The sequence below is a fragment of the Maridesulfovibrio pacificus (SeqCode) genome (genome assembly GCF_048612815.1).
Lineage (GTDB): Bacteria > Desulfobacterota > Desulfovibrionia > Desulfovibrionales > Desulfovibrionaceae > Maridesulfovibrio > Maridesulfovibrio pacificus.
The window spans coordinates 1551591-1578225 of sequence record NZ_JBLZNE010000001.1; the positions used below are offsets into that span (position 1 = coordinate 1551591).

Here is a 26635-nt window from a genome sequence, read left to right on the forward strand (position 1 = left end):
TCATGGGAGTGGTGTATAAATAAATGAAGAATGAACCTTTTAAGCAGGAGGCAGCAAATGAAATTTGCAATAAAACTATTTATTCTGACACTTTTGGCAGCCTTCCTACTCCCTCAGATTTCCATCGCCCAAAACATGGCCGACGGCCTGCAATGCCCTTCCGGATGGCAAAGATCCAAAAGGATGCCTCCGCTGTGGGACGTCAACAACCTTCTCAAACAATGCTATCCACCGACAAATGATGCTGTAATTCAATTATACTCAAAGGTAACCTCAGCTTCGCTGACTACAGAACTTAATAAATGGACTCTGTATTTAAGAAGCAAAGGCTTGCCTTACCAACGACTTTTAAACGAACAGCCGGGGCACGTATCCGGCTATCCGGCAGTACTCAGATTTTTTTCAGGCTATGACCGTGACGGAAAATGGTACGACTCTTACCTTGTGGTTTCACGCTATAAGGGAGTGAACTATATTTTCATAGGCTACGCAATGAAAGGGCATGACCGGGTTAGAATTCAGATGAGAAATGCCATGAACGCATGGCATTATCCCGGAGTTTCAGGGCCTACGAATTCAGGTTATTTCAGCACGAACAACAATCAGCAGAACCTTCCCAATTACGGCCCGAATATCAGTCAAAATAACAATGCCAACGTGAACATCAATCCGACAGTCAACGTTAACAGACCGGGATGTACACGGCAGACCAGTCAGAGTTCCACTTACACAAACACAAACACAAACAATGACTCCGGCAACTCATACTCAAACAGTCAAGACACAAACTATTCCAACTCAGGAAACACATATCAAAACAAACAGGACACTAAGCCGGACAATCCTCCCGCCAACTCAAACAACAATAATAACCAGAACTCCGACCGACCCAGTGACAATAAATATCTGGATTATATTCTGGATTAAACACCGCATTTACAGCAAAAAACACCCCCTGCTCCATATGGAGCAGGGGGTGTTTAAATCGAATCAATTAAATTCTGTCTATTCTACTTGCTGCTACCGCCACCAACATTTGAAACAGTTGCAGAAACTTCACCGGATGTATCAACGGTTTTGCATGCTACACACGAAAGGCAAAGCAACAAACCAAGAGCAAGAACAGGTAATTTTGTTTTTATAAAATTAAGACAATTAAACATCATATTCTCCTGAACAAAGTAAGAAGTTCTTACTTCTTACCTTTCTTCTCCTGAGCAATGCGCTCCATATCTTCGTCATAAGAAGCTACATTCCAAGGAAATGATTTACGGGCGGTCATGACCGCAAAATTCTCAACTTCCTGTACCCACTGGCGATAATCTTCAAGAACCCTTTCACCCAGCGGTGTGAGGCTACAGCCTTTGCGGCCACGGGTTTTAAGGACCAGAGAATCCCCGAGGACTTCCTCGGTGTTTTTGAGCCTTCCCCATGCTGCACGGTAAGACATTCCGAGCGCCTTAGCTGCTTTATTCAACGAGCCCTGTTTTTCAATCTGTTCCAACAGTTGCGCCCTTCCAAGGCCGAAAAGCATACCTTCTTCTGTTTCCAGCCATAAGTTCAATCGCACTCTAGGACAGAAATTTTCATCGCTCGCCATTATTCAGCCTCCTTATATTTACATTCGCTTTCTGTTTACTTTTTTTGATAACATAAACAAAGCAGCGCACAAAGTACATGCCTCAAACCAATGAGAATAAATCTATAACCTGCGCAATCAACTGCAAGAGCAAAAATAATATTATAGCTGTTCAACTCTTGCTTTTCCTGAAACTGTAACTAAACTCCTAGCTCCGCAGCCAAATCCGCCTTTCCTCTGATTTTTTTACGCCGGATCTGCTATATAAGGCTGACTACGTTTGAATTTATACGGAGTTTTTCCCGCTTATGAATATGACCACCGCAGACATGACCAACTCTCCATACAAAACCATATGGAATCTGTCATGGCCTCAGATACTGATGATGCTCTTCCACTTGATGATCGGTCTTGTGGATGTCTGGGTTGCGTCCAAACTGGGCCGTGAAATTCAAGCCTCAATGGGCATGATCAGCCAGTCGCTTTTCTTCTTTCTGGTCATCGCCATGGCCACTGCCAACGGATCAGTAGCGGCAATCAGCCAGTCCATCGGTGCTGGCATGATGCTGAGGGCTAAGCGATACGTTGGTCTGTGCTTCATCATCGGAGCCATATTAGGACTGATAATTTTCACTATAGGTTTTCCATACAGAAACGGAATCCTGACAATTTTGCAAGTCCCCGATGAAATGCGCCATGTGATGGAATATTTCATTGAAGTATTCCTTTACCTCGTGCCCATCTATTACATGCTGATCATTACCAACGCGGTCTTCCGGGCCCAGAAAAAGGTAATGCTGCCCCTGTACAGCATGATTATCGTCACTACAACCAACACCATCGGTGACTTGGGACTGGGAATGGGCATGTGGGGTTTCCCCAATCTCGGATACAAGGGACTGGCTTGGGCAACCTTCGGTTCGATAACCATGGGCGCCATATTCAACGTCATCGTGCTCATCAAATCAGGCGACCTGCGGCGCAAATGCATCGCTCCGTTACGCTGGATGAAAAGCGCTTTTCCCTACCTTTTCAAGGTAGCGTGGCCTAGCGGTCTGATGCAGTTGGTCTGGCATTCCGGATACATGGTACTCTACTCCATCACTGCCAGTCTGCCTGAAAACAACGTCATCGCACTGGCAGGCATGACTGCGGGTATCCGCATTGAGTCTATCCTGTTCCTGCCCGCATTTGCTTTCAACATGACAGCTTCGATCATTATCGGACACTACCTTGGTGAAGGCAAAGCTGACGAGGCAAAGAAATTCGGGTATAGGATATTGTTTCTGGCTATCGGATTCCTGAGCATTACAGCACTGCTGCTTTGGCAGGTAATTTATCCGGTAACCGCCATCATCGCCCCGGAACAGGTGGTCCTTGATGAAGCTGTAAACTATCTCTATTATAACATGCTCGCTATCCCGTTTACCCTGACCTCAATGATCATGGCCGGAGCCTTAAACGGAGCTGGAGCGACCCTCTACAACCTGTTCATTTTCGCCATCACAGTCTGGGGATGCAGACTGCCGCTGGCCTATTTTCTGGGGCACGAAGTACTGCATTCAGCCACCGGAATCTGGATGGCCATGCTCATCTCGCAAGGAGTACAGGCATCCATAATTTTTTACACATTCTCATGTAGAAACTGGCAGAAGTTCAGCATGATCAAGAAAAACAATAAAAGGACCAGTAATGAATAACGAATTCAAGCCCATCACCCTTGAATGCCAAGATGAATTTGAAAAAGCTCTTGCAGCCTGCCCGCAACGAACCTCTGATTTCACCTTTGCCAACATCTGGGGCTGGACCGAACATTACGGTCTTGAACTGAGTTGCGGAAAATCAGGGCTCATCCACGTACGCCAGACCAAACCTGAAGTAATCAACTGGGCACCCATTGGAGACTGGTTCAGCGCGGATTGGGAAAAGTGTGAGCTAATGAACACCCCCGGAACCAAATTCACACGTGTACCGGAAAAGCTGGCCCTGCATCTCAAGAAAATTTTCGGTGATAAAATCGAAATCACAGAAAACCGCGACCATTTTGATTACATCTATTCCGTTCAAGAACTGATTGAACTCCGCGGCAACCGTTTCCACAAAAAGAAAAACCTCTACCGCCAGTTCATGAAAAAGTACGACTACGAATACCGTGAAATCACCCCTGATTGCGTGGAAGAAGTGCTGGAAATGCAGCTGGAATGGTATCGTTGGCAGGAAGAAAAGAACTTCTCGCCCGCCCTTGTCGCCGAGAATGAAGCCATTGCCAAAGTTCTAAAGGAAATGGACACCATCAAACATCTCACCGGCGGAACCCTGCGAATCGAAAACCGCATCATCGCGTACACCATTGCCGAGCCTTTAGGTGAAGACACCATCGTGATCCATTTTGAAAAAGGAAACACCTATTTCAAAGGCGTCTATCAGGCCATCAACCAGATGTTCCTCGAAAACAACGCCAGCGACAAAAAATTCGTTAACCGTGAGCAGGATCTCGGCGAACCCGGACTGCGCAAAGCAAAAGAATCATACAATCCAGTACATTTTATGAAGAAGTATGAGCTTGTAGTTTTGTAGTTTGATTTGATACGCTTTTTTATGAAAAGACTTTTGCCTCCGGCGGCTTAAACCCTTTGAAAAGGGTTTAAGAATCCCAAACTTTTTTAGTATGGCTTCGCCGCTTCGTTATATTCTATTGTCACTTGATTTAATATGCTTTTTAATCAAACTGAACGAAAAAGATTCGTAGTATTGGGGCTGGATGGACTTCCGGCCTCTCTTGCTTTGAAGTGGTCGAAAAGGCTGCCGAATCTAAGCCGTATTGCAGGAAAATGCGAGCCAATCAACGCCGAATTACCGGAACTTTCCCCGGTAAACTGGACATCATTCTTTACTGCCCAAAAGCCGGAAAAACACGGACTTTACGGATTCACATCCATTGATCCACAAACCTACACCCTTTCCATCAATAACTTCGAGCAGGTGCTTTGCCCGACAATTTTTGATGCACTTGGCAAAAACGGATTAATCAGCAAGGTCATCAACCTGCCCAACACCTACCCCGCCAAGCCGCTGCGGGGTATGCTCATTTCCGGCTTTGTTGCCGATTCTTTTAAGCAAGCAGTTCAACCTCCCTTCCTGCTCGGCCCACTTCGCGAAGCAGGCTATCAGCTCGAAGCAGACACCAGCCGGGGAATAATGGACCCGGATTATCTTTTTGATCAGGTAGCACACACTCTTGAAGGCCGTTTAAAAGCGCTTGAATTACTTTGGAATGATCTTGCATGGGATTTATTCACCATTGTCTTTACGGAGACTGACCGCCTGTTTCATTTTTTCTATCCCGCTTTCGAAGACGACAACCATCCCCTAGCCTCCAAGGCTGCTGAATTTATGCATAAGTGGGACCATGCTATCGGTATAGTACTGGATAAATTCGAAGCTCTTCCGGGAGATAAAAAGCTTATCAGTTTTGCGGATCATGGCTTCGCTGCCCTTGAAACAGAAGTAGATCTGAACACCTTTCTATTGCAACAAGGCTATCTCGAGTGCGCGCAGCCCGCAAAGGACCAGTGGGATTCCACAATAATTGCGCCGAGCAGCAAAGCATTTGCCCTTGATCCCGGAAGAATATATATCCATACCTCTGATTTTACGCGTGGTCATATCGATCCGGCACAGGCAGATAAAATCGCTGCTGAAATAGCTAACAAACTCATGAAGCTTGAGTTTAACGGACAAAAGGTAATGGAGCAGGTTATCACCAAACATGAGGCATACGGCGACAACCCCATCGGCTACCCTCCGCACCTTATCTGCACCGCAAAACCCGGATTCGATCTTAAGGCTAAATTTGATCGCGCTGAAATATTCGGTTTCCATGGCAGAACCGGAACTCATACGGTGCAGGACGCATTTTTCTACAGCTCCGATGGACAGCAGATAAGCACCATGCACCAGACCGGACAAATCATACTTGACTGGTTTAATATTACTCTGCCAGATTGACAAATTCACAACTAACTTCCATACGAAGCGGCAAGACCTATTAAAAAGTTTACCTTCCCCAGCCGCCGGAGGCATACATACATCATGATAGATTTCAAAAGCGAATTGAACCCGGCACAATACGAAGCAGCTACACACCCTCAGGGTCCCGTGCTGGTAATTGCTGGTGCAGGCAGCGGCAAAACCCGTACAATTGTATACCGTCTGGCATGGCTGGTAGAACAAGGTATCCCGCCGGAATCCATCCTGCTGATGACCTTCACCCGCAAGGCCGCGCAGGAAATGCTTCAGCGTACCGAACTGATTCTGGGCAGAAATCTGCACGGCACTCAAGGCGGAACTTTCCACGCTTTCGCTTATTCCGTACTGCGTCAAAACGCGGCTGAAATCGGCTTTCCCAACGGCATCACACTTATGGACCGCAGTGACTCTGAAGCCGCAGTCAAAGAAGTAAAAGACCAGCTTAAATTCGGTAAAGGCGACCGCTCATATCCCAAGAAATCCACCTTGCTGGATATGATCAGTAAATCTCGTAACAAAGAACTTTCCATTGATACGCTGGTCAATTCCGAAGCTTTCCATCTGGCAACCTACGCTTCCGAAATGGAACAAATCTCCAAGGGCTACGCTGTTTATAAAAAACAGCACGGTTTGATGGATTATGACGACCTGCTTTTTTATCTTGAAGAACTGCTGACAAAGGACAAATTCCTGCGCAACTCCCTGCGTTCACGCTACCAGTACATCATGGTCGATGAATATCAGGATACCAACCTTGTGCAGGCCCGCATTGTCGGTTTACTGGCCGGGAAGAACGGGAACGTCATGGCTGTTGGTGATGATGCCCAGTCCATCTATTCCTTTCGTGGCGCAGATGTAACCAACATCCTTAAATTTCCTGAAATTTTCGAAGACGTAAAAATTGTACGTCTGGAACAGAACTACCGTTCCACCCAGCCCATCCTTGATCTGACCAACGCTATTCTGGACGGTGCTGAAACAAAATTTGATAAGAAACTTTTCACTGAACAGACTTGGGGCGACAAGCCGCAACTCATGGTTCCGCTCAGCGATTTCAGCCAGTCAAACCGCGTGCTGGACCGGATCATTGAATTACAAAAAAAACATGGTCCCGAAGAAGTTGCTGTACTTTTCCGCGCCGGATACCAGAGTTACGGGCTGGAAGTTGCCCTGAAACGGTTGGGCGTAGGCTTCAAAAAATACGGCGGCCTGAAATTCAACGAAGCCGCACACATCAAAGATGTTCTCGCTTTCATGCGTCTGGTCAGCAACCCGGCTGATATCATCGCATGGCAACGCACTCTTGGCCATATCAAGGGAGTCGGCCCTAAAACCGCCACTAAAATAGCACAGGCTGTTATTTCTGCAGACCAAAAGGCACTCGGTAAATATACGAAGAAATACCAGTTACTGCAGGATATCCTGCGTGACCTTGATGGCTTGCGAAAGAAGAACTCTTCTCCGGCAACCTGCCTTGAGATCATAGTGCCGCTCTACAGGCCGTTACTGGTGGCTCAGTACCCGGACGATTACCCGCGCCGCGAAGCTGGAATCGAGCAGCTCAGCCAGATTGCGTCCAACTACGATGATCTGGAATTCTTCCTGACCGACCTCTGCCTTGATCCTGATCAACACAACGAGGAAGAAAAAAAAGAAGATGTGGTTACTCTCTCCACCATCCATTCCGCCAAGGGGCTGGAGTGGAATGCGGTCATCATCATTGACCTTGTGGAAGACCGTTTCCCTTCCCGTAAATCCATGCAAAAGCCTCAGGAATACGAGGAAGAACGCCGTTTGCTTTACGTGGCCTGTACCCGAGCACGCAAGGAACTGATCATGTGTGCCCCGGCATCCATCAACCGCAAAAACACCGATTTCTCCGAACCTGCGGTGCCCAGCCCGTTTCTGCGTGAGCTTGATACCGATCTTTTCGAAGATTTGCAGGAATCATATTCCGGCGGCATGAATGTAAAGAAGAATACTCCAGTGCAGCCTGATCCCTACTCAGCTCCTTCGGTGACTACCACCAAAAAGCCCTCGCCCATGAAACTTGGCCATTGCAAGCACAAGATATTCGGACGCGGCAAGATCATCGAACGCATCGAGCCCAACAAGCTGCGCATCAACTTCCCCGGCTTCGGCCCAAAGGTCATTGTCGAAGATTTTGTGGAGATGTTGTAAGTAATGACAAAATTAAATTCAGAACAGGATTTCCTGACCCTGATCGACAAATATTTTCCATCCGAAAACGGGCATGTCACACTTGGACGCGGGGATGACTGCTCTATCCTTCGTTCCGGCACAGACCTGTGCATCAGTAAAGATCTGTTTCTGGAAGATGTGCATTTCAGACGCTCGTACTTCTCTCCGGCAGACATCGGCTACAAATCACTTGCGGTGAATATCAGTGATATTGCTGCAATGGGAGGACAGCCATGCGGATTTGCACTGGGTTTAATTATCCCACCCAGCCTGGAAAGCGAATTCTGGGAACCCTTCTTTCAATCTATGTCCGCCCTTGCACAGCTGCACGGATTGATCCTGGCTGGCGGCGACCTTTCCGGCGGTCAGTATCTTGGAATTTCAGTTACTGTCTGGGGAGAAGCTGCGGGAGGACGTTTTATTTCTCGTGGTAATGCCGTGCCGGGAGATGTTTTATTCCTGCATGGCCCGTCAGGTATGGCCCGCACCGGACTGCTGGCACTTGAAGAATCAAACGCAAAAGCTGCTGATTTTTACCCTGAATGTGTGCAAGCGCATCTGCGCCCGCCCATGCGTGTAGCAGCCGGCATCAAACTGGCTGAGTCGGAACACGTAAAAGGACTGATGGACCTCTCGGATGGTCTGGCCCGTGACCTGCCCCGTTTTCTGGGCTGCTGTGAAGGTAATTTGGGCGCTGAAATTTCACTTGATGAATCGCAGTTGCACGAAGAAATCATCCGCTACACTGAATCAAAATCAATTTCCGCTACGGAACACGCTTTTCTCGGCGGAGAGGATTATGCCTTGTTCGGGGCTGCATCAGCTGATGGATTTGCAGAACTGAAAGCAGAAATCCCCGGCTTGCACCAGATAGGCACAATCACCGGGGACACCAAAATTTTACTTAACGGCAAAGAATACACTGCCGGTGGTTTTGATCACTTTTCCAAATAATTACCAGCCTAATGCAGTAATATATTCATACATTACCCAGAAATGGCAGAAACTTCCGGCCATGACAAACACATGAAAGATTTCATGGAAGCCGAAGAATTCCGGCCACGGATCGGGCCGTTTCATTGCATAGATAACTGCACCGATTGAATACATGATCCCGCCGGCAAGCAGCCAAAGCAAGGCTCCGACCTGTAAAGCCTGAATCAAGGGATAAGCTCCGACAATTACCAGCCAGCCCATGGCGAGATAAAATCCGGTAGACAACCAGCGCGGCGCATTCAACCAGACCATTTTTGTAATGATCCCGGCCAATGCCATAGTCCATATTGCGGCAAACAATGACCATCCCCACGCGCCTTTGAGTCCAACAAGACATATCGGCGTGTAGGTTGCGGCGATATAAATGTAGATCATGGAATGGTCGAGCTTACGCAGCCACATGATCCCCCGCTTGGAGAGTGGCAACCAATGATAAAGAGTGCTCGCAAGATAAAGCAGAACCATCCCCCCGCCAAAAACCGAAAAAGTAACCACGTGCATTACGCTGGTCGGATTTACCGATGAAACCAGCAACGCAACCAGCCCGGCAATAGCGAGGCAAAAGCCTATAAAATGAGTTAACCCGCTCATGGGTTCGCGTACGTATTGCAGCATAATATCCCGTCCTTGAATAGCGTTGGATAACTAAATTCGGCCCTGACATTTTTTCCCAAAAAAACAACTTGCAGAAGATATTGCAAAAAGCGGGCAAAAGCCCATATTCAAACGATCGTTTAATCTTAATACATAACATTACACAAAAAAAGCCCGTAACACCAGCGGTGTTACGGGCCATTATCATCTATAGAACGTACAGAGCGGCTCTTATGATATAATCAGGACTATTCGGAAAGCATGCGTACTGCGCAGAATTTTCCGCACATAGCGCATTCTTTTTCATCTTTATGATCTTTTCTACGAGCACATGCCAGAGCGGGGTCAATTGCCAGTTCAGCAATACGGTCCCAATCAAGTTCCTTACGTGCGATAGAAATATCTTTATCACGCTGAACAGCATCCTTGCGTCCAAGTGCAACTTCACCACACTGGGCAGCAACGAGGGAGGCTTTAACACCGTTCCAGACGTCATCAATTTCAGGCAGGGTCAGGTGTTCTGCGGGGGTGAGGTAACAAAGAAAGTCCACACCGTTCATAACAGCAATGGCACCACCTATTGCACCTGCAATGTGGTCATAGCCGGGAGCGGAGTCAGTTACCAGAGGTCCGAGAACGTAGAGAGGAGCATTGTAGGTCGCTGCCTTGATTCCACGAATCTGAGATTCAACGAGGTGCATGGGCACGTGGCCGGGACCTTCGATCATTGCCTGTACGCCGTACTCGTGAGCACGCTTGGCGAGCTTGCCGAGCATGAGAACTTCTTCCCACTGTGCGGCATCACCGGCATCTTCACCTGCGCCGGGACGGAGGCCGTCACCAAGGCTCAGGGTAACGTTGTGCTTGAGGCAGATTTCGAGAAGACGATCATAGTTGGTGAGCAGAGGGTTTTCCTCATCATGATCACGCATCCAGCGGGCAAGGATGGAGCCGCCACGGGAAACGATTCCCAGCAGACGCTCGCCTTCTTCAGTTGCCCACTCTGCACCACGGCGGGTCAGGCCGCAATGCAGGGTCATGAAATCTACACCCTGTTCAGCTTCTTTTTCCACTTCAGCAAAAAGTTCATCGATGGAGAAACCTGCGGGATCTTCATCACGTGCAACATACTGCTGCGCCATAGCGTAAATGGGTACAGTACCCAGCGGCAGGGGGCAGCTATTGAGCATATCGGTCCTGATTCCGTCAAGATCACCGGCGGTGGAGAGGTCCATAACGGCGTGTGCGCCTGCCTTCCATGCGGTATCAAGCTTCTTCATTTCCTTTTCACGGTCATTCTTAAAAGGAGAAGTACCAATGTTAGCGTTAATTTTAACCTTCGCGGGCTGCCCGATAAGGGTGGGAGTTACATTCTTGTGGTTGGGGTTCCCGAGCAGAACCATAGTCCCATCTTCAATGCCCTGAATAATGGTCTCTTTGGAGAGCCCTTCGCTCTTGCAAAGTTCATCAATGCTGGAATCAAATATGCTTTTGAGAGCTTTATTTTTTGAAAACATCTGATTTCCTTATAACGTTATTTAGGATTGTGCATTTTTCGTATTCTCAATGGTGTCTGTACAGGCAAGTCCATACCCCAATTTACCAACGGGTACAATGGAACTTTTTACCCCGAAAACAAATAAGGGTACAACTTCCATCTAAGTTGGCAGTTCCGCTAATATTACTCTTTCATTAATTCTCTACGGTTAAAGTCTGTCATTTCGGAATTTTATCATGGAAAATTAAACAGATACAAAATCAAATTTGCATTTATGTCTAAATTCTAGTAGATCAGCAGATCATATTTTTTGCGACACATAATATTTCAAGGGGGAAATTTAATATGCGCAATTGGAGAGGACTGTTATTACTTACAGTTTTATTTACACTGCTCTGCCAGCCCGCATTTGCGGCTGACTCCAGCCTCGGCCCGGCCAATGCAAAAGTATTCGGTCTGTTTACACTCATTCCGCCGCTTGTTGCCATTGTTCTGGCCTTTATTACCAAAAACGTTGTTCTTTCACTTTTCATCGGTGTATTTTCCGGTGCTTTCATGCTCGAAGCCAAAGGTTTTGACATTTACAACGGTTTTGTTGGTGGTTTCCTGCGTCTGTCCAACGAGATTCTCGGCTCTCTTGCCGACTCTTGGAACGCAGGTATCGTACTCCAGTGTCTCGCCATCGGCGGTCTCATTGCACTGGTTTCCAAAATGGGCGGGGCGAAAGCAATTGCTGACGCTCTGGCTAAAAAGGCAAAAAGCCCGCGCAGTTCCCAGTTTGTTACTTGGGTGCTCGGCCTTTTTATCTTTTTCGACGATTATGCAAACTCCCTCACCGTCGGCCCTATCATGCGCCCGGTAACTGATAAAATGAAAGTTTCCCGCGAGAAGCTGGCTTTCGTCATCGACGCCACCGCAGCACCCATCGCCGGTATCGCACTGATATCCACCTGGGTTGCCTACGAAGTCGGCCTCATCCGCGACGGTCTTCAGGGAATCGGCTACACCATGAACGCTTACGGCGTTTTCGTAGAGACCATTCCTTATCGTTTTTACAACATCCTTATTCTGGTTTTCATCCTCGCGACCATCTGGTTCATGCGTGAATTCGGCCCCATGTACAAAGCTGAACAGCGTGCCCGTACTACCGGTAAAGTCCTTGATGACAATGCTAAACCCATGGTTGCAGATGAGGCTACCGAACTGCAGCCCGCAGAAGATGTTGATCCTAGCATCTGGTACGCAATTATCCCCATCGGAACCCTGATTGTTGCAGCCTTCCTCGGCTTCTACTTCAATGGTTACAATGGTATTATGGGCGGTGACGATGCTGCACTGAAGCAGATTTTCGAAGATGCTCCCATGAGCTTCTTAGCAATCCGTGAAGCTTTCGGTGCCTCCGATGCTTCTGTTGTTCTTTTCCAGGCAGCTCTCATCGCAGGTATTGTTGCTCTGGCCATTGCCATTGGCAAGCGCATCCTGACTGTGGATGAAGCTCTCTCAACCTGGGTACAGGGTGTTAAATCCCTGAACATCACCGCAGTTATCCTGCTGCTGGCATGGTCCCTTTCCGGTATCATCAAGGAACTCGGAACCGCGGCCTACCTCGTAAACGTGCTCTCCGACACCATTCCGACTTTCCTGCTGCCTTCCATCATTTTTGTGATGGGTTCCATTATCTCCTTTGCAACAGGAACTTCTTACGGAACCATGGGTATCCTCATGCCGCTCTGCATCCCGCTTGCTTTCGCGCTGGTACCCGAGCAGGGCTACGTAATCCTGAACATCGGTGCGGTTCTTACCGGAGCTATCTTCGGCGACCACTGCTCTCCCATCTCGGACACAACAATCCTGTCCTCCATGGGTTCCGCATGTGACCATATTGACCACACCAGAACTCAGCTGTTCTACGCCGTCCCCGTTGCGATCATCTCCATCCTGTTCGGTTACATCCCCGCAGGACTCGGAATGCCCGTACTGATGGTACTGCCGTTGGGCGTTTTAGCTGTTCTTGCAACAGTACGCTTCATCGGTAAGCCTGTTTCGAACTAATCGAATCAGCACATAAGCAATCAAAAATCCCTCCCTCCGATTCAATTCGGTGGGAGGGATTTTTTGTTTAACGCCATTGACACCTTCCATCTTCAAAGTTAAAGTGAATTCACATTCACATATTTGGAGAGTAATTAATGAGTAAAAGAATGGACCGCCTTTCAAGGCGCGAACAGATTGCTGACGAAGCCCTTAAGCTTGCTGCCAAAGGGGTTTCCGCCATTACGGTGAGTAATGTTGCCAAGGCTTGCGGCATCGTGCCTGCGGCCCTTTACCGTCACTACAAGAACAAAGACGCAATATTCGATGGAGTGCGTGAACTGATCCGCAAAAAACTCATCGACAACGCCAAAACCGCCATGGATGAAGGAGATACTCCTTTGGATGTGCTGAAACAACTGGCCCTGCGTCATGCAGACCTGCTGCATAAGCATCCCGGTATTCCGCGGCTGATATTCTCGGAAGCTGCTTTGGATCAAAAATCTATCCGGCGTAAGGCAATATACTCTCTGATGACCGAATACCGTGCGGCTGCCGGAGAAATAGCAGCTAAAGGACAGGAGCTGGGTCAGATTCGCAAAGATATAGACCCTGCGGATATCGTGTTCATGCTGCTGGGCACTGTAGTACCGCCTTCATTCCTCTTTCATATTTCCAACGGTGAATTTGATCCCCGCGAACAGGTCAAACGTAACCTGCAGTTGTTTGAAGAAACTGTTGCTGTAAAAAAGGAAGACTGATTATGAAATCCGGCCTGAAATTTTCTCATATAATCGTAGCGATCCTGCTCTCCACTCTGCTTTGCGGCTGCAATGAAACGGAATCAAAGCTCTGGCAAGGCTATGTTGAGGGAGAATTTGTATATGTTTCTTCCCCGATAGGCGGACAGCTGGATGAAATCAGCGTGCGCAAAGGACGGACAGTTGTAACCGGACAACCGCTTTTCACCCTTGAACGGGAATTTGAGAAGTCCGGGGTCGATGAAGCAGAAGGAAATCTTGATAGGACAATCAGCGACCTTGCCGACAAACGCAAAGGACGCCGCCCTTCCGAAATAGCCTCCATTAAAGCCCGACTGAGAAAAGCAGTAGCAGCGGAAAGGCTTGCCGCTACAGAATACAAACGGCGCGCTGATCTTTATAGTACCAGAACCATCTCAGAAGAGGAACGGGATCAGGCTCGCACGGATTATGAACAAGCCACCCAACTGGTAAAAGAAATCAAATCCGAACTTAAAACGGCAACACTCGGCTCCCGAAGTGATGAAATCAATGCTGCAGAATCTTCAGTACGAGCAGCGCAGGCCAAGCTTGAGCAAGCCCGCTGGAACTATGATCAAAAAGCACAATCTGCGCCCCGATCCGGATTAGTATTTGATACCATCCGCTATCAAGGTGAATGGGTTGCAGCCGGAAAACCGATCATTTCCATCCTGCCGCCGGAAAACCGCAAAGTCCGATTTTATGTGCCGGAACAAATTGTAGGCGGCTTCAAAATCGGTGAAGAACTGCTGGTTAATTTCGATGGGCTGGCAAAACCGATCCCGGTAACTTTGAGTTACATTTCAGCGCAGGCCGAATATACGCCCCCGGTCATATATTCCAGCCAGAGCAGAGCCAAACTGGTCTTCATGCTTGAAGCAGTTCCGGCAATTGACAAAGCCTTACAATTCAAGCCCGGACAGCCTGTGGATGTAAGCAGAACAGCGGAGGGATTTGAAATTGATAACGGATTCTTAACCCGCATCAAAAATTACTTCCGGAGCAGCGATGACTGAGCAGACTGTCATAAACGTATCCGGTGTGACCAAATCATTCGGCCCCAAGACTGTGGTTAAGGGTCTGGATATGCAGGTCCGCAAGGGTGAGATATTCGGATTTCTCGGCCCCAACGGTTCGGGCAAGACCACCTTTATCCGCATGCTCTGCGGCTTGCTGCGACCGGATTCAGGTTCGGGCACCTGCCTTGGTTATGACATCATTGAGGAAGCTGAATTCATCAAACCCAAGGTAGGCTACATGGCCCAGAAATTCAGCCTTTACGGTGACCTGACCGTAAAAGAAAATCTTGATTTTCTTGCCCGTGCCTACCAATTGCCCAACCGCCGCAAGCTTGTTGATGGAGCCATAGAACGCATGAATATGGGCAGATTCACCAACCAGCTTGCCGGATCACTCTCCGGGGGCTGGAAACAACGGCTGGCCCTGACCGGATGTACCCTGCATAATCCGCAACTGCTGCTCCTTGATGAACCTACCGCCGGGGTGGACCCTTCCGCACGCCGCGATTTCTGGGATGAAGTGCACAACCTTGCAGCGCAAGGCATCACCGCGCTTATCTCCACCCATTACATGGATGAGGCTGAACGCTGCCATCGCCTTGCATATATCGCATACGGAGATCTGCTGGCAAAAGGGACTCTGGATGAGCTGGTCAGCAATTCCGGCCTGCACACATGGACTCTTAACGGTCCTAACCTGAACGAACTAACCACGAAATTACGCGCCAGTGAAGGTATTGATCAGGTGGTCGCTTTCGGTAACACCCTGCACATCAGCGGACGCGATAACAATTTAATTGAAAAGGGAATCCGCACCCATGCCGGAGCGGAGAATAGATTTGAACCTTGCGAAACAAGTCTTGAGGAAGTTTTCATCGACCTCATGCGGGGGATGAATCCATGAGTTTACGCTTGTTCTCATTCAAAAGGTTTATGGCTATGGCTGGGAAAGAATTCATCCAGATGCGCCGGGACCGCCTGACTTTTGCCATGATGATCGGCATCCCGCTGATTCAGATTATCCTCTTCGGATTCGCCATCAACTCCGACCCGCGCCATCTGCCCCTTGCCGTGCTTTCCGGCGATAATTCACGCTACTCAAGATCAATTGTAGCCGGAATGCAGGCCAGTACCTACTTTGACGTGGACCGCTTCATAAATTCACGGGCCGAGGCCAAACGCTTACTGGAACTTGGCGAAGTGCAATTCGTGCTGACCATCCCCGAACAGTTCGGACTGGAAATTGAACGCGGAGAACGTCCCGTACTGCTTCTGGAAGCTGATGCTACCGACCCGATGGCTACGGGCAATGCAGTGAATTCCATGCGAGAAATAATAAACCGGGCCCTGGCGCGGGACCTCAAGGGATCACTCAGTTACTTGATTCCCGAAAATAGCGCTGTAGACCTGCGCATCCACGCAGATTACAACCCTGAAGCAATCAGCCAGTACAACATCGTTCCCGGCCTGATGGGGGTTATCCTGACCCTGACACTGGTCATGATTACCTCACTGGCAATTACCCGCGAGACCGAACGTGGAACAATGGAAAATCTGCTGACCACTCCGGTCCGCCCGCTGGAAGTAATGATGGGCAAGATCATTCCTTATGTCATGGTCGGCTACATTCAGATGATGCTGATCATGGCGGCATCCATATTCCTTTTCCACGTACCCATCAACGGCAACCCGCTGATTGTGTTCACATATTCAGCCATTTTCATTGCCGCCAACCTGACCGTAGGCGTGACCATCTCCACCGTAGCCCGCAACCAGTTGCAGGCCGTGCAGATGTCCATATTCTTCTTCCTGCCCTCGCTACTACTCTCCGGCTTCATGTTCCCCTTCCGAGGCATGCCGGACTGGGCACAAAACCTAGGCTCCATCCTACCGCTGACCCACTACCTGCGCTTAGTGCGCGGAGTATTGCTCAAAGGAACAGGCTGGGAAGAATCCCTCTATCACCTCTGGCCCATCGTGGTTTTCTGGATAATTGTTATTATTGTCGGGTTGAAGAGGTATCGGCGGACTTTGGATTAATATAGCCACTTCGAGAAGCAGATTTTGTTTAATAAGCCCTCACCCTGTGAGGGCTTTTTTGCGCCACATCACAAACACCAAGTCAAATTTAATTTTAAGATTGACACCTATTTTTAAAATTCGTAGCACATAAACACAATCAATCTATAATTTTTAACTGGAGTTTGTAATGAAATTTGTAAAACCAACCACTATCGTGTTGTCCTGTCTGCTCGCGGTTCTGTGCTGCTCAACCGCATTCGCCCATGAATTCATCATTAAACCTGTGCAGTTTACAGCTGAAAAGGACCATGTTGTACCCTTCAGCGTTGTATCTGCGCATGTATTCATGATTAGTGAAGAAATGGAGCCTATCAATGAAGTTAAAGCCGACCTCATTCTGGGCGGCAAGACCACTCCTTTGAAACTTGCTGAAAATGAAATGCTCATGACTTTGGACGGCCAACTCACCCCTAAGGCAGAAGGCACCGCCATTATTGCAGGACATCGGAACGGCATAATCTGGACCCAGACTACTCAGGGTTGGAAACAGCAGTCCAAGAAAGGTTTGAAAGGTGTTATCGGAAGCGGAAAATATGAAAAATTCTGTAAGACCCTGATCACTGTGGGTAAAGCTGACGGCAGCTACAAAAAAGCAGTCGGACACAAGCTTGAAATCATGCCCATGAGCGACCCCACTCAGGCTAAAGTCGGTGATGAAATCGAATTCCAGACCCTGCTGGACGGCAAACCTGTTTCCATCGAAAGCATGACCGCGACTTATGACGGATTCAGCATGACCCCCAACACCTATGCCTACTTTACTGAACCTTACGGAAACGGCCTTGCGAAAGTAAAAATTTCTGCTCCCGGAACATGGATGGTCCGTGCACAGTATAAAAACGCTAACCCCACTGCCGATTACGACAGCCATGTCATGCGCGCAGTGCTGGTTTTTGAAGTGAAATAAATGAGATTACTAAAAATTATTCCGGTCGTAACACTTGTTGCGGCCGGAGTTCTATACCTGAGCAATATCGCGTGGGCCCATGGGGTAGCTTATGAAATGGTCGAAACCTCACCGGCTGTGACATTCAAATCCGGATTCTCATCCGGAGACCCCATAGCCTACGGACAGGTGCTCATCTATGCACCGGATAATGCTGAAGTGGAATTCCAAAACGGGCGGACCGACAGGAATGGCGTATTTTCTTTCCTGCCTGACCGTCCCGGAATATGGAAAGTGGAAGTAGACGGCGGACTTGGCCATAAACTTATTTTTGATGTGGAAGTCGCCGGATCTGAGAAAAACGAGCTTTCAGCCCATGAAAAAGAAGCCCCATTGCAGGGTTCCATTGAGATCAAGGCCTTGCTGGGAATCAGCCTTATTTTCAACCTTTGTCTTGTTGCTTCCTACCTCCGGGCAAGACGAAAGACTACGGCGATGAAAAATGCTGACGGCTAGCCCTGATAATAACCGGGGAAAATATACACCCCGTTAGCCTGCATCCAGAAGCCCTGTTTGCCATTCTTGCTTTTGTACAATCTGCTGAGTCCCGCACGGATGTACACTTCTTCCCCTCCGGCGAGCAGGGCTTCCAATTCATCCATTCTGCCCTGTTGCACATATTCCATTGCCATACGGTGAAAGCACAGATCCGCAATTGGTGTAAGGCGAAACGTTTCGCCGGCCTTGTCAGTAAAAGCGAGACGCAATTTTACATCTTCACCTGAATTTATCACCGAAAGACTAACAGACTTAGGATTAATTCGAATGGTCCTGATCGAACGGGAGCAAGGCGATTCTACTGGAACGCACCTGTTCTTGGCTGTGACAATACCTTCAAAAGCTTCTTCTATTGAATCGACAGCGCTACGTTCCAACAAATCTTTAAATGTCTGCTCATCAACACAATCTAGCCAGACATCATTTTCAAAAGTACAATCTTCCACATGAGGAGAATCTGGATTCTCGTGTGGGATGACATCAGCTGAAACAATTATTCCCGGCCGGATATTCCTGAACTCGACAAAATCCAGGTTCTCATAAGGCAAAGGACGGTAACACGTGCAATCATCCTCATCCAGTAAGGCCATACAAACTTTATCACTATCATTAAAGCGTGTTAAATCAGTCAAAACCAGCATGTAAAAAATCCTTTATCTCAAAAAATAATAACTGACACCCTCGATCAAGCATAGAAAGCACAAATAATCAAAAAAAGTCAAGTACATCAATACCTGAAGGAATCTAAAAATAAGTCATTATAACGTCTCAGTCGTAATGCAACAAAAAAGCGGAGCCAAAATGACTCCGCTTTTAAAATTAATGCTGCATAATATGTCCGGCCTGATTAACCATCCCTTGCATCTGGGCTGGATTCAAACCGGAGTGAGACAGATCCTTAACGATGCCTGCTCCCATGGATGCAGCTTGCAGACCTTGCTGCAATTGCTGTTGTTTTATGAGCATATCCTTACGCATACTCCTCAGTTTTTCCACCTCATCACCGGAACGGACAATGCCGTTGGGAACCCCGATCAACTCCGCATAGTCATCCACGGCCCGGTCCATATCCACCTTATCCAGAACTTCGGGATTAGCCTTGGCCAGATTGCCTACAAACTGGGCCAACGACTGGATAGACTGGGTGCCGACCATTTTCTGGGCCTGTGCCAGCACCGAGATGTAGTCAATCTTAATATCCGCCCCTTCGAGTGCAGAAGGTGCTTCCGGCAATTGACCGGAACGCATCAGTATGCCGAAAACCCTGTCTATAAGCGGATCAAGCAGTTCCGTGTGCTGACGCTCAATAACCGGACCGAGTTGGATAAGTTTTTCCTCATGCCGCTCGGCCACCTCAGCAGCGGTGATGGTTCTACGATTGGTACCGGCCATCATCATGAAGATGTCGTTGTAAAAGCCCTCACGAATTGCGGTGCGTACATCCTGAATCTTGTTGCTGACCCCCGCAAGATCCGGACGAACCTGATAAAGCGGGGAAACCGAATCCTGCTGGTTCTGCTCCACCGGGTTCTGACCGCCGGGCAGCAGATTCAACCGCCTTGAGTACATGGAAGGAACTTTCATGGGCGGCCTGAGAGTCAAATGCACGGCCTGAATCTGACTTTTACTCATCTCCATGAGCATCTTTACATCCGCCAAAACATCCATGGCCGGAGAACGTCCATAAACATCCATAGCTGAGGTATCCCAGCGCGGAGCCATATACGGGTTCTCCATAAAACCGCTTTCGGAAAGCACATGCCCACCGTGACCATTAAGCAGAAACACGGATTCAAAAGGCATATTCATTGTATCCATCAGCTCTACGTCGAATTCATCGCGCGGCTGGACCACATGTAAAACATCGAACCAATGATCGCGATTCATGTTCAGGCTGCTATGCACCGTGGCAGGCAGGTTTTGCATGCCAAACCTTTTCTCAAGCTGACGGGCGGTCATCTTGAATTCACGGTAGACCGTATCCACCCGCCCCTGAGCATCCGTGGCGAGACAATACTCCCCGGCGGTAAGAGTACGGAACCTGATTCCGCGCTCATCATCCGGCTCACAATAAAGAATCCCGGTACCGAATCCGGCAAGTTCCGTATAGAGAGAATGGATGCAGGAATAAAAATTACTGCGGGCCAATGCCCGGTACATTGTGTTTTCCACCTTGGAAATCCATTCCCGCACAGACTTATGCCGCGATAAATCGCGATCTGAAATACCGAGCCTGAACCACGGCCTTGCCGGAGAGGTCAATCCGCCCTGCAAGCCAGCCGCAAGAATACGCAAGGCTCTAGTGGCAGTGGAATCAATGATCTTACCGGACCTCACCCGCCCGTCATTCGGACGATGCCCGCTATAAACACCCTTGCGCGGCAGAATGTAATCACTGATTTCCTGCCAGTGCGATTCCCAGCTGTTGCGCTCCTGGCGCAAACCCTGCAAACGCCGTAAATATTGATTATTTTCAATGTGTCTCATGTATTAATTATCTCCGACAATCCTCACTATCTTCTTGCACTTTGGGCACTTAACCTGAACCTCAACAACTTTGCCTTTCATTAAAAGCCTGCGGCAGACCGGACAACGGTGCTCACTCATTTCATTACTCCTTTAGAACGATTCAAAAATTCCTTACTGATTGTAGCCTTGGCTGCCACTCCGTCAGGTCCGGTCAGGATTGTCTTCTTACGCCCGAGCGCATGCACCTTACGCATACGTCCTTCAGATTCTCTGCGCCGTGCCATCTTAGCTTCAAACTCAGCATTCTGACGATCCACCTCCCGCTGACGTATATCGTTAGGATGCAACCATTCGCCGTTAATCCTGCTATATCCGGCATTCTGCATTTCACCGGGGGTATACCAATGTCCTGTCTTTTCCGAGAAAGTCCAATCTTCCGGGGCACGCCAGTCCGCAGGGGCGTTGAGCCCTTCTGTGGAAGATGAAGGATTGGTTCCATAGGTATAACGATGCCATTTGAAATAACCGTTAAAACCGGGGGAACCGTTGGCAAACCAGACATTGGACTGCCCTTCCTTTGCCGCAGGAAGATCAGGTCTATAATAATTAACCATAATTCCCCTACTGACCGAGCTTGGTCTTTTGGGCCTGTAAATTCTGGGTAGCCGTTGCCAGCTGTCCGGTATCGCCCTGCCCGCCAGTCAGCACAGTGGCACTGCGCCCTTTTTTCATACGCTCCATTTCACGCATTCTTTTGGCTTTCAGCTCCTCCTCACTCTTGGTGATAGCTTCCATCTTTGGTGGTTCAGGTGCCGGTGCCACCGGGGGTGCCGGTGGCGGTGAAACGGGTGAAATTGGTCCTTTTCCTCCTCCGCCTCCCATAATCATTCTCCTTGTTTAAAATTTAAAGCTTCGGGCATTTCGCCCTCTTTATTCCTAACCGCACAAAAGATTGCGGCATCAACGCTTTTATCTTCAGCCGCCAGATAAGCGGCCTGTGGCAGAATTCCCACTTTATTAAAACCGGACCGCTCTGCCATACGGCAGGCCAACGGATTGGTTACGGGTATCAATCCCTTTACGCAGTCGAAAATATATCCACCTGCCACGTCAGTAACTGACAACAAATGTCGCAATACCCCACGCCCCATCAACAAAGTCCCTTTACCGTGAAATCCGGGCATAATCGCGATATGCACAAAACATGATTTCGTGGTGAAACCGTTCAGCCAGAATAATCCGGCAGGTTGCTGATCCTTGAACCCGAAAAAGAAATGCTGATCTTCACGGAGGACGAGATTCTGAAAATCGCGGAAATTTCCCACGGTTCCATCATAAAATATTACCGGGAGTTGCCCGGCTTTGCGCATGGTTTCCCAGAACCAACGCAAATGACCATCCGCAAGAGACTGCGTGCCGTCAAAATCCCTGAATTTATAAAATGTGACGCCTCCGTTCACTTCAAATCCATACATCAACCCGCTCCTGTAAAAATGTCGTAATCCATCAAGGCCTGCATATCCTCCTGCTGTTCCAGCACATGGCTTGCCTTGGGAAAAACAGCTCCTAATGCGGGGTCCAGAATGCGGGCCATGCAGTCGAGCATGTCATCGTGCGGAGCCACAGGAAAAGCGAGATATTCGTCATCAATAAACTCACGCACAAGATCCCTTTCCCGTCCTTGATGATCCATGAACCGTGCCTGCCATGGAAGATAGAACCGCGCCTGCTCAAAAAGCGGGACCAGCTTCCGTATACGGTCAGCCTTGGGAACATTCCCGCCCAACGGATCAATGGCAAAGCGGTAATTCTGCTCATTCATCACGTAGCGCATATGCTCCACATCAGCCTGCTGACCGTATTTTTCGTAGCCCACCGCCAACGGCGAATAGGTTCGGTGCAAGCGGAACAAAGCCCGTGCACGCTCGGTAAGATTCAACCGATCGCGGATACCATCAATAAGATAATAATTGCGGTCCGGTCCCAAGCCGACAACCAGCATTACCGTGTAGTCACTGCCGGATTTCTTCTCACTTGCCGGGTCCACCAGAAGATAGCGATTGAACTGCTGCCAACGGATTTTACCCTTGCTGTCACGAGGGTCCCATCGGCTGATCCATTCTCTTCGAAATCCTTGCACATCATCAGCGCGAGGATCCTGCATCATCTGGCAACCGAACACATACGGCCCCATCTCCCGCCGTTTGGTCTGCAATTGTTCCTTGGTCAGCAGCACCGGCTCACCCTCCATAGTTCCGTCCGCAGTTGCCGGATATACACGGGCGATCGCAGCTTCACGCTTCATCATTTCACGGTAAGTATCGTTGAAATGATAGCGGGTTCCGATATAACGCTTAATACCTTCGCGGGTTCCAAGGTTGATTGACAAAGCCCAAGCCTCGGTGGTCTTGAAAATCATATCCGGCGAAGAAACCGACTCACGCGTGACCACATCATCATAAATGAGTCTTGAAAAATGCTTGCCAGTGGGCTGACCGTCCACCAATCCCCATGCTTCAACAGTTGCTTCTTTGGGGTTGGATTTACGCTTAACAATAATCCCGTCCTCTTCCGACCATTTGGGAGAATCCTTCTTAGGATTGGCCCAAAGCACATCGGAATAGCACTGCTTGAGCAATTCGTTACGCTCGAATTCCTGTTTGATCTGGCGCAGAAATCCCTTGGCAACAGGACGTGTATGACTGAAAATACCCACCGTGACTTCCGGGTCCCGCAAGATATCCTGTACAGTCAGGGCAAAAGTAATAATGGTCGATTTGTAGTGCTCGCGGGACCAGAGATCGAGGTGACCGTCCGGATTAGCCTGCACTTCCCGACAACGTTCAAAGACCCATTCGTTGTTAGCGTCTCCGCGCCCCAGCAATCTGGTAAGCAGAAAAAAAAGATCATTACGCCCGAGTTCAGCCATAACCAGCAACGGCTCTTTCTTTGCTTCAGCTTCGCGCAGGATCTCGGCATACCACTTATTTGCGCTGTCCAGATCCGTAAACTTCATCAAGCTTCTCCCTTAACTCCGGGCTGATGCTGCGGTTTTTCTTTACACTTTTTGCTGCTGCGCCCTCTTTTTTGGCATCACCGATGCCCCACGCTTTGCGCTCCATGTCATGCCGCTTGTGCATGATGTCGAGCTTGGCTTTCAGGTCCTTAACCATGTCAGAATCATCGCCCTCTACTGCCAGTGCGAATACCTCCCGGAACCGATCCAGTTCCTCTTTTTGTTTTTTTATGACTTCGTTTTTCGTCACTGTTTTCTCCAAAACATTTAGTTGATGCGCTTCGCGCTATTATCAGGTGATTTCGCCTCTGGCGGCCAAAGGGGATAATACCCTTTGGAATCCTTAGTAATTTATTTGGATTCCTTTCATCAGGCTGTGCAAAGGCGGTAATCATTGCTAATGCATCCATTTGTCATTGGGCAGGCAGGAGATTTCCGCCTCCGCCCGCTTCATGCATCTGCGGCAAAGCAGTGACTCGTGGACAATCTTGCGTCCGCCAAAGCTAACCTCGATCCTTAAGGTCTCCAGTACATCGGTACAGCCGCAACGTTCACAGCGTTTCCCTTCAAACATCCCGCCGATCCATGCCGAAGCTTCCGCCAATATTGACATCCCGATCATTTGAAAGCCTCATAAGTTACGCGTGCAGCAACTCCCGCCACAACCGCAGCAGTTCCCCATACGGCCCTTTCAAGATTGCGAAATTTCTCAGCGTGGGTATGGCAACGCCTTGCCCCGTTAATCTCTGCAATATCCTCCTGAATGGACTTGACCCGTTCATCGATCCGGATGAGCAGGTCTTGTAATTCACTCCTTTCCTCAACCATTTTTCTCCCTCCATGTTTTCGCAACTTTCTCGGCGCTGCGCCCGACTACGTACCCACCAAGCCCAAGTTCCATCAGTGACCAAAGCTGCGCAGGAAGTTCCAAATGCGGAGCCTTGGCCCAAAACAAGGCAAGATAGGGATACAGAAGGTAATTGTTGGCCACGATGGCGACGATGGTCAGCATCAGAATAGGACGCCATGAACGCTGCAACCAATTCCCGGACATTTCCGCCAGCATGATCTTGACCCTTGACTCAAGGTCCGCCAGCTCACCCCGATTCTGCATTTCCATAAGCCGGAGCTTGGCTTTCTCACGCTCTCCGGCATCGGGCCAGATCTTGTCGATTATGGTCGAACCGAGATCAAGAATTGAACCGATCATCACGACACCTCGACTCCACTTTTGCCGACCCTCACTGAACCGGAATAAATAGGATTAACCTTGTGTCGCTTGTAATCGAGAAGGGAATTTCCGCTTTCCAGCCAGTCAGGATGTTCCTGAATAAAGGCTGCATAGTTTTTGATGGTTCGCCTCGTCTCGAGCGGATAGAGCGCAGCGAGTGTTTCTGCCTTGAATTCTTTCATTATTTCGTCCTCCTTTACCTATAAGATAATTGGCCGGGCGGACCTGAATCAGAGGACTGGGGTCCGCCTTCAGGACTTTTTGAGATTAAGGCAAAAAAAAATCCTCCCCGGCAAAACCGGGGAGGACAAATACAAACCCTATAAAATTTTTTATTACTCGAACCTATCGCACAAGACTATCCAGCCCTTGAACATGATTTCCATCAGGAAAAATTTCTTCATATCGACGTGCGTATTCCGCAGCCTTTTCATTCTGTCCGAGTTGCACAAAACAACGAATGGCACCATAGAGAGCATTCTCGTAGTATGGTGTATTATGATGTTCGCGAATGATCCTACGGTAAGAACGTAAGGCTCCGTTTACATCATTCAGATGGTAAAAATACAATCCCCCAATCTGAAGAAGGACCTCACCTTTCACATTCTGTCGCGAAGTAAGCTCTTCTGCGATGAGCAGTGCTGTTTCAGCATCAGCGGCTTTTCCGGCATCGGCCAGATAATGGGCATAATTTATGATCCAACGGGCAAGAATTTCGTTAAGCTGCGCCTGCCCTCTTAAGGATGCGGGAATCTCAATTGAAGTCAGCAAAGATAATCTGTCCCGGGCCTGAGACAAACCTGAAGACTTACTGAATGTAAACACCGGTAATGGCTCACGCCCCGCATAAGTTGCAGTCATCTGCCTTGCTTCAAGCACGGCAGTGGTTCTTTCCGACTGCACCCCCACTCGTCCTTCATCCAGAAAATAAAATCCGGCGTTACCTTTCTGAGTCAGGGAAATATCAGTCCCCCTAATGCCGATTAATGAACGGGGTGTGGCTATATATGACCCCTCACGTTTACTTAGTATGGCCCTCAGCACACCACGATAAAAGGTTCCGATAAGAGTCCGCTTATCATTCTTTATTTCCCCGCCGAGCATAAATTCACTGTTCTCACCAAAACTCATGATCGATCCCGCATCCAGACGCAAAACCGCCTTTCCCTCCGGTCCGGTACGCAATATATCCCCAACCTGCACTTCCTGACCTATCTGCACCTGAACAAAAAAATCCTGATTACAACGGCACAACTCAACCCTGCCGGTTATTTTCTCGAATGAAGCAGCATAAGCCACAGTATTAATCATCCAGAATAGTAGAATAAGTGTAACAAGAAGTGCACGGTGCATGGCAATCTCCCTTTCATAAGTAAATTGAAGAGAACCGCAAATCACGAAACCCCATATAGAATGCTCAACAATAACACATCACGCTCATGGAGACTACGAGATACAGAAGCTAAACCTTCTCAAAAACTTAGGCAGAGCTAATTGATAACATAATCATATTTCCCCCTTTTCATTTCGATCACATGGACACATAAGAGCAATGCTTTTTTGATAAAAAGAATAACGTCACATTACCATAGAGTTTTAGTCTGATTTATGACACTAACAGGAATGAAAATCGCTATCATACCAACTAGCGTAAAATATGAGG

The 26635-nt window shown here is 48.5% G+C and carries 29 protein-coding genes; 13 read left to right on the top strand and 16 right to left on the bottom strand.

Features of this window, described 5'->3' with window-relative positions; genetic code table 11:
• Positions 1-57: 57 nt before the first annotated feature.
• Entirely contained in the window at positions 58-927 is an 870-nt protein-coding gene (locus ACNI23_RS07245) for a hypothetical protein (RefSeq protein ID WP_420247535.1), read from the top strand.
• A gap of 265 nt (positions 928-1192) precedes the next feature.
• Here ACNI23_RS07245 and ACNI23_RS07250 read toward each other — a convergent pair whose 3' ends face one another.
• Positions 1193-1600: a winged helix-turn-helix domain-containing protein gene (locus ACNI23_RS07250; protein WP_015852203.1), complete on the bottom strand. Its 408-nt coding sequence runs from the start codon at positions 1598-1600 to the stop codon at positions 1193-1195.
• Positions 1601-1887: 287 nt separating this feature from the next.
• On the opposite strand from ACNI23_RS07250, the gene ACNI23_RS07255 reads away from it, so the two are divergent.
• The 5 genes from ACNI23_RS07255 (at position 1888) to thiL (ending at position 8764) form a co-directional block, all read left to right on the top strand.
• The gene (locus tag ACNI23_RS07255) at positions 1888-3279 is read left to right on the top strand and encodes an MATE family efflux transporter (protein WP_420247536.1); all 1392 of its coding nucleotides are present in this window, start codon (positions 1888-1890) and stop codon (positions 3277-3279) included.
• The gene (locus tag ACNI23_RS07260) at positions 3272-4156 is read left to right on the top strand and encodes a DUF2156 domain-containing protein (RefSeq protein WP_420247537.1); all 885 of its coding nucleotides are present in this window, start codon (positions 3272-3274) and stop codon (positions 4154-4156) included. The genes ACNI23_RS07255 and ACNI23_RS07260 overlap by 8 nt, the downstream gene beginning before the upstream one ends.
• A gap of 135 nt (positions 4157-4291) precedes the next feature.
• Positions 4292-5587: an alkaline phosphatase family protein gene (locus tag ACNI23_RS07265; protein ID WP_420247538.1), complete on the top strand. Its 1296-nt coding sequence runs from the start codon at positions 4292-4294 to the stop codon at positions 5585-5587.
• A gap of 84 nt (positions 5588-5671) precedes the next feature.
• Complete coding sequence (locus ACNI23_RS07270) at positions 5672-7789, top strand: ATP-dependent helicase (protein WP_420247539.1); 2118 nt, start codon at positions 5672-5674, stop codon at positions 7787-7789.
• A gap of 3 nt (positions 7790-7792) precedes the next feature.
• Positions 7793-8764, top strand: a complete 972-nt coding sequence (gene thiL / locus ACNI23_RS07275) for a thiamine-phosphate kinase (RefSeq protein ID WP_420247541.1) — start codon at positions 7793-7795, stop codon at positions 8762-8764.
• On the opposite strand, the gene trhA is transcribed toward thiL, so the two are convergent.
• Complete coding sequence (gene trhA, locus ACNI23_RS07280; protein WP_420247542.1) at positions 8765-9421, bottom strand: PAQR family membrane homeostasis protein TrhA; 657 nt, start codon at positions 9419-9421, stop codon at positions 8765-8767. It lies immediately after the preceding gene.
• A 227-nt stretch (positions 9422-9648) separates the two neighbouring features.
• Positions 9649-10917 carry a phosphomethylpyrimidine synthase ThiC gene (thiC, locus tag ACNI23_RS07285; protein WP_420247543.1) on the bottom strand — a complete coding sequence of 423 codons (1269 nt, stop codon included), beginning with the start codon at positions 10915-10917 and terminating at the stop codon, positions 9649-9651.
• Positions 10918-11243: 326 nt separating this feature from the next.
• Between thiC and ACNI23_RS07290 the strand changes: the two genes are divergently transcribed.
• The 7 genes from ACNI23_RS07290 (at position 11244) to ACNI23_RS07320 (ending at position 18214) form a co-directional block, all read left to right on the top strand.
• The gene (locus tag ACNI23_RS07290; protein ID WP_420247545.1) at positions 11244-12950 is read left to right on the top strand and encodes a Na+/H+ antiporter NhaC family protein; all 1707 of its coding nucleotides are present in this window, start codon (positions 11244-11246) and stop codon (positions 12948-12950) included.
• 137 nt (positions 12951-13087) lie between these two features.
• The gene (locus tag ACNI23_RS07295) at positions 13088-13690 is read left to right on the top strand and encodes a TetR/AcrR family transcriptional regulator (RefSeq protein WP_420247547.1); all 603 of its coding nucleotides are present in this window, start codon (positions 13088-13090) and stop codon (positions 13688-13690) included.
• Positions 13691-13692: 2 nt separating this feature from the next.
• Positions 13693-14727 carry an HlyD family secretion protein gene (locus tag ACNI23_RS07300; protein ID WP_420247549.1) on the top strand — a complete coding sequence of 345 codons (1035 nt, stop codon included), beginning with the start codon at positions 13693-13695 and terminating at the stop codon, positions 14725-14727.
• Positions 14720-15634 carry an ABC transporter ATP-binding protein gene (locus tag ACNI23_RS07305; RefSeq protein ID WP_420247551.1) on the top strand — a complete coding sequence of 305 codons (915 nt, stop codon included), beginning with the start codon at positions 14720-14722 and terminating at the stop codon, positions 15632-15634. The genes ACNI23_RS07300 and ACNI23_RS07305 overlap by 8 nt, the downstream gene beginning before the upstream one ends.
• Positions 15631-16770 (top strand): ABC transporter permease, encoded by a 1140-nt coding sequence (locus tag ACNI23_RS07310; RefSeq protein WP_420247553.1) that lies wholly within the window; start codon positions 15631-15633, stop codon positions 16768-16770. The genes ACNI23_RS07305 and ACNI23_RS07310 overlap by 4 nt, the downstream gene beginning before the upstream one ends.
• A 169-nt stretch (positions 16771-16939) precedes the next feature.
• A complete protein-coding gene (locus ACNI23_RS07315) occupies positions 16940-17719 on the top strand; it encodes a DUF4198 domain-containing protein (RefSeq protein WP_420247555.1) in 780 nt (259 codons plus the stop codon).
• Complete coding sequence (locus tag ACNI23_RS07320; RefSeq protein WP_420247557.1) at positions 17720-18214, top strand: hypothetical protein; 495 nt, start codon at positions 17720-17722, stop codon at positions 18212-18214. It abuts the gene before it with no gap.
• Here ACNI23_RS07320 and ACNI23_RS07325 read toward each other — a convergent pair.
• The 13 genes from ACNI23_RS07325 to ACNI23_RS07385 all read right to left on the bottom strand — a co-directional run bounded on the left by ACNI23_RS07325 (position 18211) and on the right by ACNI23_RS07385 (position 26325).
• On the bottom strand, positions 18211-18897 hold the full coding sequence (locus ACNI23_RS07325; RefSeq protein WP_420247559.1) for a hypothetical protein: 687 nt from the start codon (positions 18895-18897) through the stop codon (positions 18211-18213). The genes ACNI23_RS07320 and ACNI23_RS07325 overlap by 4 nt on opposite strands.
• A 178-nt stretch (positions 18898-19075) precedes the next feature.
• Complete coding sequence (locus tag ACNI23_RS07330; protein WP_420247561.1) at positions 19076-20743, bottom strand: portal protein; 1668 nt, start codon at positions 20741-20743, stop codon at positions 19076-19078.
• A gap of 3 nt (positions 20744-20746) precedes the next feature.
• The gene (locus tag ACNI23_RS07335; protein ID WP_015852220.1) at positions 20747-20863 is read right to left on the bottom strand and encodes a Com family DNA-binding transcriptional regulator; all 117 of its coding nucleotides are present in this window, start codon (positions 20861-20863) and stop codon (positions 20747-20749) included.
• A complete protein-coding gene (locus ACNI23_RS07340; protein WP_420247563.1) occupies positions 20860-21339 on the bottom strand; it encodes an aminobutyrate aminotransferase in 480 nt (159 codons plus the stop codon). Before ACNI23_RS07340 ends, ACNI23_RS07335 begins: the two co-directional genes overlap by 4 nt.
• Before the next feature lie 7 nt (positions 21340-21346).
• A complete protein-coding gene (locus tag ACNI23_RS07345) occupies positions 21347-21607 on the bottom strand; it encodes a hypothetical protein (RefSeq protein WP_420247565.1) in 261 nt (86 codons plus the stop codon).
• 2 nt (positions 21608-21609) lie between these two features.
• On the bottom strand, positions 21610-22200 hold the full coding sequence (locus ACNI23_RS07350; RefSeq protein ID WP_420247567.1) for a GNAT family N-acetyltransferase: 591 nt from the start codon (positions 22198-22200) through the stop codon (positions 21610-21612).
• Entirely contained in the window at positions 22200-23741 is a 1542-nt protein-coding gene (locus ACNI23_RS07355) for a hypothetical protein (protein WP_420247568.1), read from the bottom strand. Before ACNI23_RS07355 ends, ACNI23_RS07350 begins: the two co-directional genes overlap by 1 nt.
• A complete protein-coding gene (locus ACNI23_RS07360; protein WP_420247570.1) occupies positions 23710-23991 on the bottom strand; it encodes a hypothetical protein in 282 nt (93 codons plus the stop codon). The genes ACNI23_RS07355 and ACNI23_RS07360 overlap by 32 nt, the downstream gene beginning before the upstream one ends.
• A gap of 147 nt (positions 23992-24138) precedes the next feature.
• Positions 24139-24363 carry a hypothetical protein gene (locus tag ACNI23_RS07365; RefSeq protein WP_420247572.1) on the bottom strand — a complete coding sequence of 75 codons (225 nt, stop codon included), beginning with the start codon at positions 24361-24363 and terminating at the stop codon, positions 24139-24141.
• Complete coding sequence (locus ACNI23_RS07370; protein ID WP_015852227.1) at positions 24360-24569, bottom strand: hypothetical protein; 210 nt, start codon at positions 24567-24569, stop codon at positions 24360-24362. The genes ACNI23_RS07365 and ACNI23_RS07370 overlap by 4 nt, the downstream gene beginning before the upstream one ends.
• A complete protein-coding gene (locus tag ACNI23_RS07375) occupies positions 24562-24951 on the bottom strand; it encodes a holin family protein (RefSeq protein WP_420247574.1) in 390 nt (129 codons plus the stop codon). The genes ACNI23_RS07370 and ACNI23_RS07375 overlap by 8 nt, the downstream gene beginning before the upstream one ends.
• Positions 24951-25154 (bottom strand): hypothetical protein, encoded by a 204-nt coding sequence (locus tag ACNI23_RS07380; RefSeq protein ID WP_420247576.1) that lies wholly within the window; start codon positions 25152-25154, stop codon positions 24951-24953. Before ACNI23_RS07380 ends, ACNI23_RS07375 begins: the two co-directional genes overlap by 1 nt.
• A gap of 163 nt (positions 25155-25317) precedes the next feature.
• Positions 25318-26325: a tetratricopeptide repeat protein gene (locus ACNI23_RS07385; RefSeq protein WP_420247577.1), complete on the bottom strand. Its 1008-nt coding sequence runs from the start codon at positions 26323-26325 to the stop codon at positions 25318-25320.
• Positions 26326-26635 lie beyond the last annotated feature (310 nt).

Coding starts and splice junctions, on each gene's coding strand:
- ACNI23_RS07245 (WP_420247535.1), top strand. CDS start 58: ATGAAATTTGCAATAAAACTATTTATTCTGACACTTTTGGCAGCCTTC.
- ACNI23_RS07250 (WP_015852203.1), bottom strand. CDS start 1,600: ATGGCGAGCGATGAAAATTTCTGTCCTAGAGTGCGATTGAACTTATGG.
- ACNI23_RS07255 (WP_420247536.1), top strand. CDS start 1,888: ATGAATATGACCACCGCAGACATGACCAACTCTCCATACAAAACCATA.
- ACNI23_RS07260 (WP_420247537.1), top strand. CDS start 3,272: ATGAATAACGAATTCAAGCCCATCACCCTTGAATGCCAAGATGAATTT.
- ACNI23_RS07265 (WP_420247538.1), top strand. CDS start 4,292: ATGCTTTTTAATCAAACTGAACGAAAAAGATTCGTAGTATTGGGGCTG.
- ACNI23_RS07270 (WP_420247539.1), top strand. CDS start 5,672: ATGATAGATTTCAAAAGCGAATTGAACCCGGCACAATACGAAGCAGCT.
- thiL (WP_420247541.1), top strand. CDS start 7,793: ATGACAAAATTAAATTCAGAACAGGATTTCCTGACCCTGATCGACAAA.
- trhA (WP_420247542.1), bottom strand. CDS start 9,421: ATGCTGCAATACGTACGCGAACCCATGAGCGGGTTAACTCATTTTATA.
- thiC (WP_420247543.1), bottom strand. CDS start 10,917: ATGTTTTCAAAAAATAAAGCTCTCAAAAGCATATTTGATTCCAGCATT.
- ACNI23_RS07290 (WP_420247545.1), top strand. CDS start 11,244: ATGCGCAATTGGAGAGGACTGTTATTACTTACAGTTTTATTTACACTG.
- ACNI23_RS07295 (WP_420247547.1), top strand. CDS start 13,088: ATGAGTAAAAGAATGGACCGCCTTTCAAGGCGCGAACAGATTGCTGAC.
- ACNI23_RS07300 (WP_420247549.1), top strand. CDS start 13,693: ATGAAATCCGGCCTGAAATTTTCTCATATAATCGTAGCGATCCTGCTC.
- ACNI23_RS07305 (WP_420247551.1), top strand. CDS start 14,720: ATGACTGAGCAGACTGTCATAAACGTATCCGGTGTGACCAAATCATTC.
- ACNI23_RS07310 (WP_420247553.1), top strand. CDS start 15,631: ATGAGTTTACGCTTGTTCTCATTCAAAAGGTTTATGGCTATGGCTGGG.
- ACNI23_RS07315 (WP_420247555.1), top strand. CDS start 16,940: ATGAAATTTGTAAAACCAACCACTATCGTGTTGTCCTGTCTGCTCGCG.
- ACNI23_RS07320 (WP_420247557.1), top strand. CDS start 17,720: ATGAGATTACTAAAAATTATTCCGGTCGTAACACTTGTTGCGGCCGGA.
- ACNI23_RS07325 (WP_420247559.1), bottom strand. CDS start 18,897: ATGCTGGTTTTGACTGATTTAACACGCTTTAATGATAGTGATAAAGTT.
- ACNI23_RS07330 (WP_420247561.1), bottom strand. CDS start 20,743: ATGAGACACATTGAAAATAATCAATATTTACGGCGTTTGCAGGGTTTG.
- ACNI23_RS07335 (WP_015852220.1), bottom strand. CDS start 20,863: ATGAGTGAGCACCGTTGTCCGGTCTGCCGCAGGCTTTTAATGAAAGGC.
- ACNI23_RS07340 (WP_420247563.1), bottom strand. CDS start 21,339: ATGGTTAATTATTATAGACCTGATCTTCCTGCGGCAAAGGAAGGGCAG.
- ACNI23_RS07345 (WP_420247565.1), bottom strand. CDS start 21,607: ATGGGAGGCGGAGGAGGAAAAGGACCAATTTCACCCGTTTCACCGCCA.
- ACNI23_RS07350 (WP_420247567.1), bottom strand. CDS start 22,200: ATGTATGGATTTGAAGTGAACGGAGGCGTCACATTTTATAAATTCAGG.
- ACNI23_RS07355 (WP_420247568.1), bottom strand. CDS start 23,741: ATGAAGTTTACGGATCTGGACAGCGCAAATAAGTGGTATGCCGAGATC.
- ACNI23_RS07365 (WP_420247572.1), bottom strand. CDS start 24,363: ATGATCGGGATGTCAATATTGGCGGAAGCTTCGGCATGGATCGGCGGG.
- ACNI23_RS07370 (WP_015852227.1), bottom strand. CDS start 24,569: ATGGTTGAGGAAAGGAGTGAATTACAAGACCTGCTCATCCGGATCGAT.
- ACNI23_RS07375 (WP_420247574.1), bottom strand. CDS start 24,951: ATGATCGGTTCAATTCTTGATCTCGGTTCGACCATAATCGACAAGATC.
- ACNI23_RS07380 (WP_420247576.1), bottom strand. CDS start 25,154: ATGAAAGAATTCAAGGCAGAAACACTCGCTGCGCTCTATCCGCTCGAG.
- ACNI23_RS07385 (WP_420247577.1), bottom strand. CDS start 26,325: ATGCACCGTGCACTTCTTGTTACACTTATTCTACTATTCTGGATGATT.